The 18,665-nt window shown below is 43.4% G+C and carries 17 protein-coding genes; 13 read left to right on the top strand and 4 right to left on the bottom strand.

The annotated features are described in order from the left end of the window. Positions 1–35: 35 nt before the first annotated feature. Positions 36–530: a peptide-methionine (S)-S-oxide reductase gene (locus tag OCV52_RS09040; RefSeq protein WP_137408026.1), complete on the bottom strand. Its 495-nt coding sequence runs from the start codon at positions 528–530 to the stop codon at positions 36–38. Positions 531–783: 253 nt separating this feature from the next. Between OCV52_RS09040 and OCV52_RS09035 the strand changes: the two genes are divergently transcribed. From OCV52_RS09035 to tnaA, 3 genes are all read left to right on the top strand, one after another. Next, entirely contained in the window at positions 784–1,881 is a 1,098-nt protein-coding gene (locus OCV52_RS09035; RefSeq protein ID WP_137408025.1) for a YcjF family protein, read from the top strand. Beyond that, positions 1,868–3,520 (top strand): GTPase family protein, encoded by a 1,653-nt coding sequence (locus tag OCV52_RS09030; protein WP_137408024.1) that lies wholly within the window; start codon positions 1,868–1,870, stop codon positions 3,518–3,520. Before OCV52_RS09035 ends, OCV52_RS09030 begins: the two co-directional genes overlap by 14 nt. 709 nt (positions 3,521–4,229) lie before the next feature. Continuing rightward, positions 4,230–5,702 carry a tryptophanase gene (gene tnaA / locus OCV52_RS09025; RefSeq protein ID WP_137408023.1) on the top strand — a complete coding sequence of 491 codons (1,473 nt, stop codon included), beginning with the start codon at positions 4,230–4,232 and terminating at the stop codon, positions 5,700–5,702. Between the two features lie 150 nt (positions 5,703–5,852). Here the strand turns inward: tnaA and OCV52_RS09020 are convergent, their stop codons facing one another. Beyond that, positions 5,853–6,713 (bottom strand): LysR family transcriptional regulator, encoded by an 861-nt coding sequence (locus OCV52_RS09020; RefSeq protein WP_137408022.1) that lies wholly within the window; start codon positions 6,711–6,713, stop codon positions 5,853–5,855. A gap of 256 nt (positions 6,714–6,969) precedes the next feature. Between OCV52_RS09020 and OCV52_RS09015 the strand changes: the two genes are divergently transcribed. Next, complete coding sequence (locus OCV52_RS09015; protein ID WP_105024789.1) at positions 6,970–7,209, top strand: hypothetical protein; 240 nt, start codon at positions 6,970–6,972, stop codon at positions 7,207–7,209. 180 nt (positions 7,210–7,389) lie between these two features. Next, positions 7,390–7,707 (top strand): Dabb family protein, encoded by a 318-nt coding sequence (locus tag OCV52_RS09010; RefSeq protein ID WP_390903394.1) that lies wholly within the window; start codon positions 7,390–7,392, stop codon positions 7,705–7,707. 64 nt (positions 7,708–7,771) lie between these two features. On the opposite strand, the gene OCV52_RS09005 is transcribed toward OCV52_RS09010, so the two are convergent. Continuing rightward, the gene (locus OCV52_RS09005; RefSeq protein WP_137408020.1) at positions 7,772–8,998 is read right to left on the bottom strand and encodes a DUF3103 domain-containing protein; all 1,227 of its coding nucleotides are present in this window, start codon (positions 8,996–8,998) and stop codon (positions 7,772–7,774) included. 1,016 nt (positions 8,999–10,014) lie between these two features. On the opposite strand from OCV52_RS09005, the gene OCV52_RS09000 reads away from it, so the two are divergent. The 8 genes from OCV52_RS09000 to OCV52_RS08965 all read left to right on the top strand — a co-directional run bounded on the left by OCV52_RS09000 (position 10,015) and on the right by OCV52_RS08965 (position 15,825). Further along, the gene (locus OCV52_RS09000; protein ID WP_137408019.1) at positions 10,015–10,260 is read left to right on the top strand and encodes a hypothetical protein; all 246 of its coding nucleotides are present in this window, start codon (positions 10,015–10,017) and stop codon (positions 10,258–10,260) included. Between the two features lie 168 nt (positions 10,261–10,428). Next, the gene (gene folK / locus OCV52_RS08995; RefSeq protein WP_137408018.1) at positions 10,429–10,926 is read left to right on the top strand and encodes a 2-amino-4-hydroxy-6-hydroxymethyldihydropteridine diphosphokinase; all 498 of its coding nucleotides are present in this window, start codon (positions 10,429–10,431) and stop codon (positions 10,924–10,926) included. A 109-nt stretch (positions 10,927–11,035) separates the two neighbouring features. Next, positions 11,036–11,413, top strand: a complete 378-nt coding sequence (gene folX, locus OCV52_RS08990; protein WP_063522227.1) for a dihydroneopterin triphosphate 2'-epimerase — start codon at positions 11,036–11,038, stop codon at positions 11,411–11,413. 11 nt (positions 11,414–11,424) lie between these two features. Next, positions 11,425–12,063, top strand: coding sequence for a GTP cyclohydrolase I FolE (gene folE, locus OCV52_RS08985; protein WP_105024793.1), 639 nt, complete (start codon positions 11,425–11,427; stop codon positions 12,061–12,063). Then, complete coding sequence (gene folM / locus OCV52_RS08980; RefSeq protein ID WP_105024794.1) at positions 12,060–12,776, top strand: dihydromonapterin reductase; 717 nt, start codon at positions 12,060–12,062, stop codon at positions 12,774–12,776. Before folE ends, folM begins: the two co-directional genes overlap by 4 nt. A 464-nt stretch (positions 12,777–13,240) precedes the next feature. After that, complete coding sequence (locus tag OCV52_RS08975; protein WP_004738385.1) at positions 13,241–13,591, top strand: phasin family protein; 351 nt, start codon at positions 13,241–13,243, stop codon at positions 13,589–13,591. A 78-nt stretch (positions 13,592–13,669) separates the two neighbouring features. Further along, the gene (gene phaC, locus OCV52_RS08970; RefSeq protein WP_137408017.1) at positions 13,670–15,427 is read left to right on the top strand and encodes a class I poly(R)-hydroxyalkanoic acid synthase; all 1,758 of its coding nucleotides are present in this window, start codon (positions 13,670–13,672) and stop codon (positions 15,425–15,427) included. Continuing rightward, positions 15,427–15,825 (top strand): MaoC family dehydratase, encoded by a 399-nt coding sequence (locus OCV52_RS08965; RefSeq protein WP_137408016.1) that lies wholly within the window; start codon positions 15,427–15,429, stop codon positions 15,823–15,825. Before phaC ends, OCV52_RS08965 begins: the two co-directional genes overlap by 1 nt. Before the next feature lie 536 nt (positions 15,826–16,361). On the opposite strand, the gene OCV52_RS08960 is transcribed toward OCV52_RS08965, so the two are convergent. After that, complete coding sequence (locus OCV52_RS08960) at positions 16,362–18,185, bottom strand: M4 family metallopeptidase (RefSeq protein ID WP_137408015.1); 1,824 nt, start codon at positions 18,183–18,185, stop codon at positions 16,362–16,364. Positions 18,186–18,665 lie beyond the last annotated feature (480 nt).

The raw sequence follows: 18,665 nt of genomic DNA, 5'->3' as shown, positions 1-18,665 counted from the left end.
GTGAATGAAGACAGGCCGCAAGGTTAAGCTTTGCACTATGATTTGTATTTATGCAGAAGATCCCAAGGGATGTGGCATAAGTGATGATCTTCAGGGAAGTGACTCAAATGATGCTGGTGGGTATCGTCGCTGGCAACATAATGGGTCAATGGCAACACCTCTACGGCGATGCGCTCGGCGTCTTCACGTGATGCGATATAGCGCTCCGCTTCAGCTAAGTGTTTGGCTTCGGTGCTGTACACGCCAGTGCGATACTTTTCGCCTACATCAACACCTTGTTTATTGACGCTGTAAGGATCAATGATCTCAAAAAGGTGGCCCACTAGCGCGGTTACTGAGGTGAGGTTTGGATCAAATTCAATTTGTACACACTCTGCGTAGCCATCGTATTCACTTGGTTTGCTTTGGTTATCCTTTATTTGAGAACGTCCATTAGCACGACCTGCTTCTGTGCGTATCACGCCGGGCACATACTTAATGAACTCTTGTACGCCCCACAAGCAACCACCCGCTAAATAAATTTGTTCCATACTTCTTTTTGAGCTCTCTGAGTTTTTGTTCGATGGTTTTGATTTATCGCACAAACTGTAGCAGTAGGTTGGAGTCTATATCAATACGTAATAGACGCGCATGTACTAAAATAAGCTCATAAAAACAAACGCCTAAGCATTGCAAATCGTCGTAGATGAACAAATGTAAGTTGAATGCGATATCGAGATTATATAGGTCATCGCAACTTGTCACCAACCCGAACCTCAACATCAAGTGAGAGTTAACCTAATCATGTTTGAACAAGTCAAAGACTTCATTAACCCGAGCAAGAATCCTGACCTGACTCAGGCACACGAATATCAACGTAAACATTTGCCAACCTTGTGGCTGCTCGGCAAAACGGGTGCAGGTAAATCATCGTTTATTCAAGCGGTCACGGGTGATTCCTCAGTCGAAGTCGGAAACGGATTTGCACCATGTACCATGACAGCCATGTCGTATGCGTTCCCTCAAGACAAACCTGTGATGCGCTTTCTTGATACTCGTGGTTTGGGTGAAGCGGATTATGAACCCGACGAGGACCTAAAAGAAATCGGTCAAGCGGGTAATGCGTTAGTGGTGGTGATGAAAGCCGACGAACCTGAACAATCCACCGTGCTTACTGCTCTAAAACAGATTAAGAAACAGAAGAAGATTAAACACTTGTTGCTTGTTCATACCGCTGTGTTGTTTTCCAGTGAAACAGATCGAGCAAGGCAAGTTCAATTTAACACTCAACAAGTAGAGAAGGTGTGGGGTAAAGGCTTTGAATCAGTCGCGGTTGATTTTGAGAGCGACAATGATGATGTCTATAACCTCGAATTATTGTTAGAACGGTTGACCAACATGCTCCCTGTTATAGGGATGATGGTGCAAGACAAAGAACACGCTACGCAAGAAGAAGCTAACTTTGACAAGGTCGAAAATGAAGTGCTTTGGTATGCGGGAAGTGCAGCGGCTAGCGATTTAGTTCCAGGCGTGGGCTTGGTGTCTGTGCCTGCGATTCAAGCGAAAATGCTTCACAGTTTGGCCAATCAATATGGGGTTGAGTGGAATAAGAGAGTTTTTAGTGAACTTATTGGTACTTTAGGCAGTAGCTTTGCGGTGCAATATGGAGTGAAGCTTGGCACTCGGCAATTGGTTAAGTTGATACCTGTGTATGGGCAAACGGTTGGCGCCGTTGCTGCTGCAGCAATGAGTTTTGGTACCAGTTATGGTCTTGGCCGAGCGGCATGTTACTACTTTTATCACAAGAACAGAGGCGAAGAAGTTTCTGAACAAGAGATGCAAAAAATCTATAAAGAATCCCTGAAAAAAGGTAAGGCAGCGTCGGGTTATGAAGAAAATTAAGAACTTATTTAGATTGCTCGCTGTGTTGTCGAGCGGGCGGTGGGGCATCGCTCTGATTTCGGCGATCTTTCCGAGCATCATCATGATGGGCTTTGGTCTGTTCTTGGCAATCAAGTATGGCTATCTACTGGAACTGTCGATAGCTATTGCTGTGAGTACCTTGCTGTTCACTATTCCGTTATACATCTCTAGCCGTTCGTCACGCAATTCAACCAATAGTGATGCGGAAAAAAATACAACAGATGAAGCTAGAACTGAGTCATCGAATCACAACATCGACGATGCGTTGGTCAAAGCCTCGAATGAATGGTCTCAAGCTGAACTGTCGATTTGGAATGAATCGAAATATTACGTTCGTCAACAATTAGTTGATCATATTGAGTGGGGCAATCTAGACCAAACCGGTTTGCAGGTGCTGGAATTCGTCGCCCAAAAATTTGGTAAGAAGTCGCTCGATTTTTCAATTCCAGAAGGACTTAAGCTGTTTGAAGAGGTAAGCCATCGTTACAAAGTGGTGGTAAAAGAGCACATACCGGGCATCGAATACCTAAAGGTTTCTTACATCAAGGCGGGCTACGAAGCCTATGATAAATATGGTGAGTTGGGGCAGAAGATCTTCAAAGCGGCGATTTGGGGGAATCACCTTAAAAACCTGTATTTGAATCCATTGAAGGTTATTTCTGACTTAGGTCGTGAGCAAGCGACAGCTTCTATGACAAAGGGCGTTGTGGATGACATGCAATATGCAGCGAAACAAGCCTTGCTCGATGAAGTGGCAGCCGTTGCGATCGATTTATACAGTGGGCGTTTCAGTATTGAAGATGAAGCGTTAAAAGCGTCTGATGTTTCAGAGGTCGACGAGAAGCGTTTCGCTCGTGAATTAGAACCAGTGAGGATTGTACTGGTCGGGCAAACGAGCTCTGGTAAATCATCGATTATCAATGCTCTCAAAGAGGAAATGGTTGCCGAGGTGGATGTTCTACCATCAACGGACAGCTCTACGGTTTACAACGCATTTGTAGATGACAACGATGTGAGAGTGGTTGATCTTCAAGGGTTGGATGGCGATGCCAAAACCGAAGCTGTGATGCTTAAAGAGATGACTCAAGCTGATGTGGTGTTATGGGTACTTAAAGCGAATCAGTCTGCTCGTGAACTGGACAAGCAGCTTAAAGATAAGTTTGATGCGTTTTATGATGATCCCAAGAACATTTCGCGCAAGCAGCCAATTGTGATCACCGTGGTTAACCAAGTCGATCGGTTAAAGCCTGCGGAAGAGTGGCAGCCACCTTACGATTTGGAGAATCCAACCTCGGCAAAAGCTAAGATCATTGCTCAGGCCCTTGAATACAATCAAACACTTCTGAAGCCTGATATTGCTTTACCACTAGCGATTGCACCTGAAAAGGTACAGTTTGGTTTAGAGGCTTTGAAACAGACGCTAATAGAGCACATTGCAGATGCCAATAACGTGCAGAGAAATCGTCAGCGTCTCGAAGCTATCAACAGAGGAACTTCGGTAAAAGGCCAGCTTAATAAAGCCATGAAAGCAGGCAAGAAGGTTGCTCCGAGTGCTTTGAAAGCCGCGACCCCTAAGCTGGCTGAGATGGCGATAAAACAAGTCACCAAGAAAAAATAACCAACAATACCAAAGCGATATTCGTAAGCCTAAATATCTCTTTGGTAAACCATTTCTTTTATATTTATGAACTTTTGTCCCTTGAACTTATTATTACTTTCAAAATAATGAACTAGTATAATAGTGCATTAAGTCGAATTCATGATAGTGTGATATCAGACAATAAAACATAAAATTATGATTCTAAATATTGATCACATTTATGATTTATTCGTCTTTATTTATAAAATAATTGCACTATATTTAAATTTCGGATCACCTTGATTTCAACGTAGGGATATATTGTGAACATGTATCTGAAATGGCAATCAACAACATGGCTAACCCTGTTAGCTTGGTATACTTTAGATCATCAGCTCTCTTTCCACCTTTCTTCAGAGTAGTACCCTCTGGGCGTCACGCGCCAGCGGAGCCTTTGAGCTTTGCCAATCCGATTAGTTTTGTCTTTGACTAATGCGCTAAGCAATGCGGTCACTAATACATTAGTTGTTAGTTTCATGCAGTTGTTATTTAGCTCTTGGTCATTATTAATTGGATCCTAATCAATACATTATTGATTTAATAATTTATTTCTAGCTATTAATTTTTATAGTAATTATCACGAGTGTGATAGTTCGTGAAAATAAAATTAATAGTGATGACTCGTGACATCTAAAAATAATGAATTTGGCTTCTTCTCCCTAAGCTGAATTTGTTGAAAGGTATTATTATGGAAAATTTCAAACATCTACCAGAACCGTTTCGTATTCGTGTTGTAGAGCCAGTAAAAAGAACCACCTACGCTTACCGTGAGCAAGCCATTGTCGAAGCGGGAATGAACCCATTTTTACTCGACAGTGATGATGTGTTCATCGATTTGCTGACAGACAGCGGTACCGGCTCAATCACACAACGTATGCAAGCAGCGATGTTGATGGGTGATGAAGCCTACAGTGGCAGTCGCAGTTACTACGCACTGTCGAACGCGGTGAAAGATATCTTCGGTTATGAGCTGACTATTCCTACTCACCAAGGTCGCGGCGCTGAGCAGATTTACATCCCTGTTCTGATTAAGAAGCGTGAAATTGAAAAGGGGCTCGATCGCAGCAAAATGGTCGCTTTGTCGAACTACTTCTTCGATACCACACAAGGCCACACTCAAGTGAACTGCTGCGTGGCGAAAAACGTCTATACCAAAGAAGCGTTTGATACCTCTGTGAATGCTGATTTTAAAGGTAACTTCGATATCGAGAAGCTTGAACAAGCGATCTTGGAAGCGGGGGCTGCAAACGTCCCTTACATTGTGAGTACCATTACCTGTAATTCGGCTGGTGGACAGCCTGTGTCTATCGCTAACCTGAAAGCTGTGTACGAAATCGCGCACAAGTACGATATCCCCGTCATCATGGACTCGGCTCGCTACGCTGAAAATGCTTACTTTATTCAGCAGCGTGAACCGGGTTATCAAGATTGGACCATCGAACAAATCACTCGCGAATCTTATAAGTACGCAGATGGTTTGGCGATGTCAGCTAAGAAAGATGCAATGGTGCAAATGGGCGGTTTGTTGTGCTTTAAAGACGACTCATTCATGGATGTGTACACAGAGTGTCGGACTTTGTGTGTGGTTCAAGAGGGCTTCCCAACCTATGGTGGCTTAGAGGGCGGTGCTATGGAGCGCCTTGCGGTTGGGTTATACGACGGCATGCGCCAAGATTGGTTGGAGTACCGCATCGGTCAGGTGCAATACCTGGTTGATGGTTTAGAAGCGATTGGCGTTGTGTGCCAACAAGCGGGCGGCCATGCTGCGTTTGTTGATGCGGGTAAACTGCTTCCACACATTCCGGCGGGTCAGTTCCCAGCCCATGCTTTAGCGTGTGAGCTATACAAAGTAGCGGGAATTCGAGCCGTTGAGATTGGTTCATTGCTGCAAGGGCGAGACCCAGCAACAGGTGAGCAGCATCCATGTCCTGCTGAGCTATTGCGCCTAACCATTCCACGCGCGACTTACACTCAAACGCATATGGACTTCATTATTGAAGCGTTCGAAAAAGTAAAAGAGAACGCGAGCAAAGTGAAAGGGCTCGATTTTGTTTATGAACCACCAGTACTAAGGCATTTCACTGCGCGTTTGAAAGAGGTGGAAACCTATGAGAATCAAGCTGAAAAAAAGAGTCAACCAACGCTCGAAGAAGCATTTTAAAATAAAAATATAAGCGAATAGTCATCAGAACCATAATTAAAGGCTCCTTTGGAGCCTTTTGTTTTTTGGGGAGAAGTAGGCAAATGGTACCTTTGGTTAAGTTTGAGACGAAATAGGTAGAGGCTAGGCTTGTTTGTTTTTTAGGGTCGCTTATAGTTTTTGGAATAGCCACTGATTTAATGGTGCCTCTTTTTGTGAACGACGACAGCTCATCACATAGCGCACATCGAAAGTGAGTTTTTCAGGTAGTTCCATACTACGGCAGCCTTCTGGGACGCTGCCACTGAGCGTAATTCCAAAATAGTCTGAATTGAGTATGATATCGTGAATCATCGCAGGGTGATCGATATCTGCTCTAGGGTTTATTTCAAAGCCAATGTTTCTGAGACGCTCCAGAATTGGGTACTTATTGTCATTCCATCCAGGTGTTTTAAATAGAACCGTCGGATAGTTGGCGAGCGATTCAAAGTCTTTCGCTGGGTGGTCCTCTCTTACAAAGAACACCACTTTTCCTTTTCCGAAGTCCATTTGAGAAATCGACTGCGGTAAGGTTTCATCAAAGTAGTGCACCGCTATCGCCTCTTCGCCGTCTATGAGTTGGTTTCTAGCATTGCTGCTTCCCCATCGTAGGAATGAGTAGTGAGCATTCGGGGCTTCTTTGCTGAGAGCGAAGTAGAGTTTGGATCCAAAACGTTCCCAAAACAGCGTGTTCGCGTAGATTTTGATCGTGCCTCGATAAGATTCTGGAGAGAAGTCTTGATGTTTGATGGCCTCGATGCTGCTCAGTATCTGCTCGAAGTTGCTGATGTTATTTTCAACAAAGGTCGTGGGTTCGAAGCCGTGTTTGGTTTGAATAAACAGTGGATCGTTAAGTTGGGTTTTTAACTTTGAAAGGTTCTTACTGATCGCTCCAGAAGTTTTTCCTAGCGACTCTGCTACCAGTCCTACATTACGAAGTTCATACATCCGCTTGATGACGAGGATATTTTGAATATCGAGGTTGATGTCCATAGGCTCTCCAAATCATTCCTTTTATAGGCAGCAATCTCTGTGCGCTAAGCCGCCAGAAATCATGTGACTCTAATAGCATAGTGGCAATGCACAACTTCTAAGACAGGACAACGTCAGAAGATCGCTAATCCTTTGATTTTCCATTTGGTAAATCTCGCTTTTCCTCGTGTCGTTATCTCTCAGTCGTTAAAGTTACCTCAACAAAGCAACACAGATATTAGACGAACAGATAATTAGAAATACAACGAGGTGATGTATGAATAAGTTACTTGCACTTGGCTTGATGGCACTTTCAATGAACACTGCTTTTGCTGCTAACGGTACACATACCGGCACTATCGATATGACAAGAAGCGAAGGCAATCAAGTGAAGGCAGAGCGTGTAGAGTCAGACTTAGTGCTTGAAGGAAGAAACGAAGCTTCTAATGGCGGAATCCAATTCCAAAAGAACGTTGATAAAAACCAAGCGATTAAGCTTACAGGTCGCCGTGACTAATTTTTAAAGTGTGCTTACCACTTTGAACGTTCTACCATTGCCATAAAAATGCTGTGCCTTAGGGGGCAGCATTTTTCGTTATGGGAATCTTCTAATGGCAGACTAGTAACTAACAAGCCTTGGCATGGTGTGTGACGTGTGGCATTTTGTTCACTGTTAAAGGTTTTGCTGCATTAGATAATGCGTGGAAAGGAAGAGCAGATGATACGTCATATTTTACTGATCAAATTCAAAGAACATGCGGAGCTTTCAGAGGTTGAAAAGCTAAAGGCGCTGTTTGAAGCAATGCCAAGTAAGGTTGAAGGTGTAACTTCAGTAGAGTGGGGGCTAAATGATAGTCCAGAGAACAAGAACCAAGGTTATAGTCATTCTGTGTTGATGACGTTTGCCGATGAAGCGGGGCGACAAAACTATCTACCACATCCAGAGCACGATGCACTGAAAGAGGTATTTCGTCCGCTATTGGATGACATCATCGTGTTTGATTACTCTCTCTAAGTAACAAGACTTAAAGCGCATAGACAAAGGCCTATGCGCTTTATTCAGTTTTAAGAGTCTCGCATTATTCTGTTGGCAATATCGTGATAGGAGTGAAAGAAGCTACAGCATTACCACCTGCTCCAGGACGGTCAATATAAGGAGTGTTTTGCATTAAGGTGTAGTAGACGTCCACAAAATCATCGTCATTAACCAACACATTGTTTGGGATCAGCTCAATGATTTTACTGGTGATCTGAGGAATGATCGTATAACCCTGTACTTCTGGGTCTGGAATCATTTTCAAAATCTCTTCAGCGGCTTGCACCAGCAGCTTCGCTAGGTCTTTATAGTTGGTACCATCATCATGTTCCATCAAGATCATGTCTGCAGCCCCCCAGCGGTAACGAGGCCAGAAGATGATGCTTTGGCTCGGATAGTAAGTCTGTTTGTCGTAGTCTAAGTAAGGCATCTCAATTAAGTCGATTTGTGGAGCTATACGACTTGAATCTACTCCAGTGACGATAGCGTAGATTTCCGCTTTGCCTGAGATCCACGGTTCTCTATCGATGGCTAAGCGAATCTTGGTTAACTGAGTGGTATTCAACTCTTCAGGCTCCGATTCAGCTAAAGAGCGCGCATCACTGTTAAATAGCGTCTGCTTTTGAGGTTCTTTGTGCTTGCTGCTAGCACTGTTGCTGCCTGAGTTAAGTTGTGTGTCTGTACCTTGTTTTTGCATTTCAGCTTGCATGGTCATCAACCCAGCCTTGAGTTCTTCGGCACCATTGCTGTCGATCACAAATACCGGAACATCGGGCATTTGGTACACGTCTAATTCATGAACTTGCCCATACACATCGTAAGCTTCGATGTATTGCCAATTTGAATCATCGCCCGATGGTTCGTAAGCAAACAGTGGGCTTTCTCCATTTTTCCAGGCTTCAACCATGGCTTCATCAGCCATCCTAATTTCTAAGACAGAATCACTGAAGTCGTCGATCCCTTTCATCTTACGATAGCTAAGATCGGCTTTGTGCATCTTGCTTGAAAAGGCAGAGTAGGGTTGAGCCGAGTTCAGTGTGTCTAATGGCGTCGATAAACTTTTTTCGCTGATTTGCTTTTTTAGAGAAGACTCAATGTCAATGTAGCGAGCACTTATTTGTAACGCTAGTGATTGCTTTTGTGCAGCGACATTCTTTGCAACAGCAATAGAGTCAGTAAGAGAGTGTGGTGTATCGATATTGTTTGCATAAGACTGAAAGCCAACTACTGTCGTCGCAAGTACCATACTGATTGTAAAAGATGGTCTCATAAATAATCCTTATTTTAATTTTTATCATTAATAGAGCAATTGCCCTACAGGATTAACCTATCAATAAGGTGAATATGTTTAAAACTTAGTTAGTGATTTCTGTATCGGTATTTAGCACAAGATCTCAGTTTTATTGATTGTTGTAAAATTTATATAAAGCCAACTTGATATTTTAATTTTTATAAACCAATCAATAGTTAAATGACAATACTATTATCTATTTGTATATTTTTTTGTAATGAAGGTATGTTTTCAGTACTGATTTTGAATTGGCCCCTAAACGACCGAATTAAGAACAGATGTGGGTAGGTAGGAATAATATTAAGAGGTACACGTCAAGAAGAGTTATAGGATTTCACTATATCTACTATAGTTTCGGCCGTATTTCGGAAGAGATAGTTTTCGGTATAATTCGACTCCCTTAATTACTAGCGCGATGAGATGATCTGATCTGCGCACTACGTTATTTTTAAGATCAATCCACTCCTCACTGAACAACGTTATGGCGTCTTCCTCGCGTCAAACACTTCCTACATAAAAACCTAGACCTAAAGGGATTTTAGCTGAGCAAATCTATTACTTTGATCGGGCACTTAAACTTACTGATCCACTGTTGATGTCAAGGTTAATCCGGTGGAACGAAGTTAATTGTTTGAAGCATTAAACTAAAGGCGCGGTTATACTGTTACCACCAACCTCACGGTAGTGCTGACCTCTGTAAGGATAGAATTAAGCTTCTAGAGATTCCTTTTGAATACATCAAGCCTTCACTCAGTGTTTACTGGCACAGCAATCGGAATGATGACATCGTCAATCAGTGGTTAAGAGAGTTGTTTACTAGCGAAGTTTTAACCTTGAGCTCCGAAATATAAGACAACGCCTAGTTGTATGAGTAAGCGTTTTGGTCATTCGATTCGTTCTTCATGTATAAAGTACCTTATGGTACAAATGACAACATGAAAAATGCTGGTGGCTTTTGCCAGATAGACTTCCAATTTAAATGAAAAGACTGACTTATGAATTTTGATATCCAAGCACTGAAACACCACCAATTGGTCGAAGATGGACAACTAGAAGGGTGTTACATTCATCAGCCAGCTCAAGGTAGCCAACAAGACGACCAAGCAGTATTGGCAGAGCGGCAAGCGCTAGAAAACATGGGTTACAAGGTTGTGCAAGTTAAGGCGAAAGGTGGAACAACAACGTTCGCCGAGGCTATGCAAAAGCTAGCCAAGAAGACTGGACATCAGTCAAACAGCTAAGTGAGTAATACTTGTCGTCGCTTTCAAAGGGGCGACGATGTTATCGCGGTTAAGCATGTAGGGAAATCTTCGACAAAACCTTTTCAGTATCGACCCGACATTAAAGGACATATAGCTGATCTTCATAGCGAGTAGGACGTATAGGCTGCTTAAAAAGGAAGAAATACTATGGCCATCGTCTATGTCAGCATCGGAAGCAACATTAATCGCGAACACCACATCACAGAATCTCTCAAAGCGTTGAACCATCGCTTCGCTCCACTGCAAATTTCTCAGTTTTACGATTGTGAGCCAGTCGGCTTTGAAGGAGACAACTTCCTCAATCTTGTCGTGGGGTTTGAATGCGACCTTCCTATCGCAGAATTATCTAAAACTCTTCATCGAATCGAATCCGATAACGGCCGCCAACGCGAGACTAAAGAGTATGCTGCGCGAACCATGGATATCGATATCCTTCTGTACGGTGATCAAGTAGGCATTATCGACGGGGTGGAGTTACCTAGAGGTGAAATTACCGAGTACGCTTTTGTGCTTCGCCCGTTAGTCGACCTTGCCGCGACTGCCAATCACCCAATTCTTAATACCTCGTTCCAAGAGCTTTGGAATAGTTTTGACCAGTCGAGTCAGAAAACCGACCCAATCCCTTTCGAGCTCAGTCTCACGTAATGCCTTCAGAGCTGACAAAAACCGCAGACTCTTATTATCAGAGCTTTATTTGATCTTTTCTTAAAACAAGCACGTACCTGATATCAATTTCGACGGAATGGAAACTGTTATGAACCACAACGCCATTATTACCATCACAAACCTCAGACTACGAACCTTCATCGGCTTCAACGAAGAAGAGAAAACCAAGCAGCAAGACATTGTTATAAACGCAGAGATTCATTATCCAGCGAACAACCTTTGCCTCTCTGATGACGTCGACAATGCTCTCAACTATAAAAACATCTGCAAGAAGATCATTCATCATGTCGAGTCTGGAAGATTTCTGCTTCTAGAAAAGTTAACCAGCGATGTACTTGGAATCTGCATTGATCATTCATGGGTTCGGTACGCTCAAGTGAGAATTGATAAACCCCACGCGCTGCGTTTTGCCGACTCCGTTTCGCTCACGCTGAGCTATGAAGCAGACCAAGATAATAACTTCTAAGGAGCGTTCCAATGTTGAGTACAGAAGCAGAACAAGTAAGAACAGCTCTACTGGCGAGAGGGCTTGAAACTCCGATGACCGCGAGTGAAATGAACAGCGACCAAAAATACAATCGTATCAAGGGACTGTTAACGGAAGTTGTCAGCACGTTGGGGTTGGATCTGACAGATGACAGCCTTGCAGAAACGCCTCACCGCATCGCAAAGATGTACGTGCATGAGATCTTTTCGGGACTGGATTACAACAACTTTCCAAAAATCAGCGTGATAGAGAACAAGATGTCGGTTGATGAGATGGTTAAGGTGTCGGACATCGACTTAACCTCCACATGTGAGCATCACTTCATTACTATCGACGGTTTGGCACAAGTGGCCTACATTCCGGAATCTAAGATACTTGGCCTGTCAAAAATAAACAGAATTGTCCGATTCTTCGCGCAGCGCCCCCAAGTCCAAGAGCGCTTAACCCAGCAGGTTTTGATTGCCATACAGACTCTCGTTGAAACAGAAAATGTCGCGGTGACCATCAAAGCAACGCATTACTGCGTGAAGTCTCGAGGCGTAATGGATGCCAACTCTGAAACGACCACAACAGCGCTCGGTGGCATTTTCAAAACTAATCCTCAAACTAGAGCTGAGTTTTTACGATGAGTGAGACGATTCTGATAACTGGAGTAGGGAAGCGATTAGGGTTCGCACTCGCTCAGCAACTTCTGGCTGATGGGTACCAAGTGATTGGTACCTTTCGCAGAGAATATCCTCAGTTGCAACAGCTGCGTGATAAGGGGGCTGATCTACAGTACGTCGATTTTTACCAGCAAAGCAGCGTAGAGGACTTTCTGCACTATGTAGGGCAAGAGTACAGAGCACTTCGAGCCATCGTTCATAATGCCTCTGATTGGAAGCCGGAGAATAAGAAAGATCCGAGCGAGAACGCTGCAGAAATTATGAACCAGATGATGGCAGTTCACGTCGGCGTACCATACCTTATCAATCTGTCGCTCAAAGACCTGCTGATGTCTGGCGATCAAACCTCAGATATCATCCACATCAGTGACTATGTTGCCGAAAAAGGCAGTAAAAAACATATCGCTTACGCGGCAAGCAAAGCTGCGCTTAATAACTTAACGCTTTCGTTCTCGGCGATGATGGCTCCCAACGTGAAAGTAAACACTGTCTCACCAGCTATGATCAAATTCAATGATTATGATGACGAGGCGTACAAGGCTAAAGCTCTGCAAAAAGCTTTGATTCCGGCAGAAGCGGGTTTTGAGGAAGTGGTTGATGGCATCAAGTATGTACTGTCCAGTCGTTACATGACAGGAAGAACATTGCACCTTGATGGCGGCAGGCATCTAAAGTGAATTTGTGTCGATAACATTGCGCTCTTTCTTGGGTAAAAAGCCCATTTTATTCTGAATATGAACTCTCCCGCTCTGGTTACAAACTTATAGCTTGAGTGTTCATGTTTAGCAGCCTATTTGGGTTGTTCTATCCTGAACAACCTCATTCAACCTTACGCAACAAAGTGACTAATCTCACATTTCTGTCAATTCATCTCCTAAATCGAGCGGGTTGTATTAAACGCAGTTCATATTGAGTTCGCTTTGAACCCACTTACCTATTTAGGGTGATGAGCATCTGAACCGAAAATTCAAACAAATGTTTAAATTAATGAATTTATAGAGCGATTTATCGGGCATTTAACGGGATGACTTTTACTTTGATCTTGATCAATATGTTAACTGTTGCGCAACAAATTTAAATCAAATTTGCATAGGAAGCGCACATTTACTTCTTCGATCTGCTCAGTACAAGGAATGAAATTATGTCTACTCAGGAAACATTTAAGGCTTTCACATCGCAGCTAGAGTCTGTAACTAACCCGTTCTACAACTTCAATCAACTAGTGACTAAGAATATAGAGACACTGACCAAGATTCAGCTTGATAGCCTTCAGGCTTATAGCGCGCTAGGTAATGAGTCTTTGCAGAGCTTAGCTTCGTTAAAGCAGCCACAAGATATTCCAGCTTATGGTTCAAAACAGATGGAAGTGGCGAGTAAGATCTCACAACAACTCATGGAAGATAGCCAAAAGCTGACTCAACTTGGTCAAGATTTTAAATCTGCCGCTGACGAGCTTACAGCTTCTGCGGTAAAGACTGCGAAAAGTGCTTAGTTTATTGCTTGTCGGTTGATGGCGGAGCGTAACGTCTAGCCGCCATCTCTCAGCATCACTTCTAACAAGGATGTCAGAATGGAAAATAAATCGCCCTTTGAAGGTATGATGAACCTCATGTCCCAATACGGACAAGCCTGGATGGACAATCTAGGGCAGCCAACACAATCGACATTGATGAAAACCCAATCGGAAGATTTTACGAAGTGGGTGGGCTCAATGACTCAGAACCCAACCAATATGGTTGAGCAACAGATGAATTGGTGGGCGCAGCAAGTTAATCTACTTAACGATTGTATCCTCGGCACTCAAGAACAAACTAAAGAGACGGATCGTCGTTTTCGTGACCCTTCATGGAATGACACGCCACTGTATCGTTACATCAAAGAGAGCTACAAACTTGCTTGTGACAATATTCAACAATCAGTTGAGAACGCAGATGGTCTGGACGACGAGACCAAAGCTCGCCTTTCATTTTTCACTCGGCAGTATTTGAATGCCATGTCGCCAAGTAACTTCGTGTCGACTAACCCAGAGATACTCAAGCTGACCATGGAGAGTAAGGGTGAAAACCTGATCCAGGGGATGAAGCAATTCCGTCAGGATTTAGAGCAAAGTGCCGACATGCTCAATATTCGAATGACGGATAAAAACCAGTTCAAACTGGGGGAGAATATTGCCTCAACGCCCGGAAAAATCGTCTTTCAAAACGAGATGTTCGAGCTGATTCAATACAAGCCGACCACAGAACAAGTCTATAAACGCCCGACACTGATCGTACCGCCGTTCGTCAACAAATATTACATTATGGATGTCAATCCAGAGACCTCTTATGTGAAGTGGTTGGTCAGCCAAGGCCACACAGTATTCATGATCTCTTGGGTGAACCCTAATGCTCAAATGCGAGACGTCGATTTTGGCAACTACGTGACTCAAGGCGTGCTACCTGCACTTGATGCCATTGAAAGTGTCACAGGCGAGCGAGAAGTTACCGGTATCGGTTACTGCATCGGTGGCACCACCTTAGTCGCAGCCATGGCTTACCTTTCTGGCAAACGTCGTAAGCAGAGAATCAAATCGGTCACTCTGCTGACTACGATCCTCGACTTCCAAAAGCCAGGTGAGTTAGGGGTCTTCATCAATGATCCGATCATTAGCAGCATTGAAGCGCAAAACAACCAACGTGGTTATATGGATGGCCGCCAAATGGCCGTGTCATTCAGCTTACTTCGTGAAAACAGCCTGTATTGGAATTACTACATTTCCAATTATTTGAAAGGGGAGAGCCCAATGGCATTCGACCTCCTTTATTGGAACTGTGACAACACCAACGTGACCGCTGCGACCCATAACCAGCTGCTACGTCAGTGCTATCTTGAGAATCGACTCGCCAAAGGTGAGTTAGTGATCGATGGTGTGGCGATTGATTTAGGTAAAGTAAAGTCGCCGGCTTATTTCCTCTCTGCTATCGATGATCATATCGCGCTATGGGACGGCAATTTTGAAGGCACAAAACTGCTAGGTGGAGACAATAAATTTGTACTTACCGAGAGTGGTCATATTGCAGGGCCGATGAACCATGCCGATTCCAATAAATATGGTTTTTGGACCAATGATGATAACGACCAAGCACCATCTCAGTGGCTTGCCAGCGCCGACAAGCACCATGGCTCGTGGTGGTCACATTGGCAAAAATGGGTTGATGAGCGCAACTTCTCCGAAATGATTGAAGCTCGTGAGCTAGAAGGTGAACTGGATGCGCCAGGTGAATACGTGAAGCAGCGCATTCAAGATGTCATTGTGCAAGAAAATGACATGGAAAAGGAGTCTGCATAATGAATCCAGAAATCGGACAAATTGCCACAATAGAAAAGAAATTAGATAAGCAAACCGTAGAAGCGTTTGCTAGCGTCTCGGAAGACTACAACCCAATCCATTTAGATGAAGATTTCGCTAAAACCACACAATTTGAGCGTCCAATCGTGCATGGTATGTTGGCATCGAGCCTTATCTCTGGCTTGTTGGCTTCTAAAGTGCCGGGCGCAGGCAGCATTTACTTGGGGCAATCCTTGAAGTTTCTTCGTCCTATATTTGTTGGCGAAACTGTCACAGCCAAGGTGGAAGTGATCAGAGTGCGTGAAGACAAACCTATCGCTGTGATATCTACTCAAGTATTGAACGCGAATGGTGAAATCGCCGTCGATGGTGAAGCGACAGTGATGTACTCTGTTTAACCACAAAGCCATAAACGACGGCCAACATTTTCTACAAACCAATGGCAATAACGCGGGCAGCGGATGTGCTATTAGGTTTCTTCAATAAATAATTCAATCCTAATGTGCGTTTTAGTGCTTTGCGCTAAAACGCTATTGTCTAAAATATAAAGTTCTGATTTTCAAAATACCTCTACCGATACTAGACTCCACGAACTCAGCTTGCTTAAACTGTGCGGATGATATGATCAATGGTGCTAATCCTTAAGGGCGAGTCGGCACAATTAAAAGTAGCCGTTATTTGTCATGTAGTTTCCATAAAGGGTTTATCGAAGGTGCTCGCTTCCCTGTATACAAAATACAGAAGGTATTCTGAAGAACTTAAACGGCTCTTCTGTCAATAGTGTTGTTAGCTATGAAAGAAATACGTTAACAATGTAATCTAAAAGAGTATGACCCAAAAATAAAACCTCTGTTCACGCTTAGCATAAGCAGAGGTTGTTATATTAGTAGCCTATAAGCAATTAACTATGTATCAGCAATCGAAGTGCATAGGCTTAATCTAGGCGCAAAGTCACTCCAGAGTAATTTGTGTACCCACGAAGTAACACGTGATAGGTAACGCCCGGCTGCGCGTTAACACTGCATTGCTCGTTATTACCGGTACGATAAGGGCGGCAATCATAACTTGAGGTACTTGGTTTACTGCCTGCTTTGACATACAGATCTGCATCGCCAGTTCCGCCAGACATTGCCACCGTTACGCTTGATGCAGAATCTACGGAGAATGTGTAGAAACTTTCAGAGTATTTGTTACCACTTAGGTTCGCGATAGGCGTCCCTTTGGTGAGCACATTGTCAACCGGAATGGTAGGGCTGCAGCTTGCGTTGACGCCAACACTATTAAACGCATCTTCCACGTCGGCAACCGTATAACCCATATCTGCAGCCGCTTTGGCTACGCCACATGCACCGGCATCAAAGGTACTGTTGGCTGTCCAATACAGTTGGTTGGCGACGGTAAAGATTTCAAAGCCTTTGCGTACGTCCCAGCCTGATTTGTTAGCTAAAAGGTAAAATGCTCGGTTATAAACACCGCTCGACAAGTGAACATTCAAACCATCGTAGTAATCAGAGGCGTGATCGATTGAACGACCATCTTTTGATGGTTGATCAAAGTAACGCAAGCCACCTTCCGATTTGAAGATATCGCTACCGACAATCCAGTCCACATTTCCACGCAGATAGTATTCAGCCGCTTCGCCTGCGATGTCGGAGAAGGCCTCGTTTATACCGCCTGACATGTTTCTGTAGACCAACCCGGAGTTTTGTTCGGTGAAACCGTGGCTCACCTCATGCGCACTGACGTTGATATCGACTAATGGGTAGAAGGTATTTTTGCCGTCACCAAAAGTCATGGATGAACCATTCCAGAAGGCATTCTCATAATCGGTACTGTAGTGAACACGCATAGTGAGTTGGAACGATAAAGGTGATGTGTTCATCCACTCTTTGTACATATCAAAGACGACGTTGCCGAAATAATGCGCATCGTTAAGGGGAGAGTAGGCGCCATTCACGTATTTACGATCTGTGTAGTTGGTGTCATCGCTACAGTTGTAACTGTAAGCTGAACTACCAGAAGTTCTGTTATTCAAGTCGACCGTTTTCACTGCGTCGTTCTCTAACGTACATGTGGTCCCGGCTTTATCAATCGAGAATCCTGGAAAGTCAGTACCATATTCATATCGATTGGTTTTGGTATTACCACCAGGTCCAGTTCCCAAGGCTTTGGCGTGATTTAATCCGTTCCATTTTTGAAGGACTTCCCCCGTCATGGCATCAATAAAGAAGAAAGGACGTTCTGGGTAATTGGACGCGACAAAAAAATCGACCAAATACACCATCTGTGCGGTTTGGTTCTCATCGAGCCTGACAACTAACTTCGCATTTTTGTTTTCAATCGACTTTTTGCCGACGGTAAACGAGCGGTGGGAGGACAATGCAGCTTCGATGGCTTGCTCTTGATTCAATTTAGGCGCGATGTGTGATAGATCATCGCTGATCCCTTGCGCCATTGAACCAAATACTTGTGAGGGTTGGTTTTTGGATAGGGTGGCGACAACGGAGGTATTAAAGACGGGTAGACCAAAGTGGGTTTGTTGGTAGCGTACTTTGGTTTTTCCATTGGGCAGTACCACCCGTTTAACTTCAGAAAAACCTAGCTCTAGCGGTGCAATGCTCTTTGATTGAGCAATGAGGCTTTGTTGGAGTAGGCTATCGTTCTCGATGGTGACCATTTCAGCAGCGTGTGCATTAAAGCCAAAAGATGTACCTAGAATAGCTGCTATTTTCCAGCTTAGTTGATGTTGTTGGTTCATTTCTTGTTCCTGATTTTATATAAACTCCTTCTTCCCAACGGCTTTATAGGAAGTCTATATGCAACACGCTAATGCCATGTGTTGCGAATCAAGATTGGAAGAGCATTTCGGCTTATGACAAGTTTTTATTAGAGATTAAATTTTAGAGTATGTAATTCAAAGTTTACAAAAATTCTTATTGATCAAATTATTTTTATAAAATCCTATTTTATTATTTATCGTAAACGTATGAAGGGGCGGGAGTTATTAAAAACCGCTTTGTTTAAATTTATAGAATGAAAATTTCTAAGTTGAATTCGATATTTTTCTTATTTTATCTTAATTACAAATAAGTAAATAAGAGCGTTTTTGGAAGTGGGGGTATTGTCTTTATTATCAATAGTAAACTTGTTTTAACAATACCACTAAGCACAGAACTCACCTTTTTTAACACTTAGTCTCGTTAGATAGGAAAACATCTACATTTTCATGTTCAATCAC

It is taken from the genome of Vibrio chagasii, from assembly GCF_024347355.1.
Classification (GTDB): domain Bacteria; phylum Pseudomonadota; class Gammaproteobacteria; order Enterobacterales; family Vibrionaceae; genus Vibrio; species Vibrio chagasii.
This window is presented reverse-complemented; position numbering and strand designations above follow the sequence as displayed.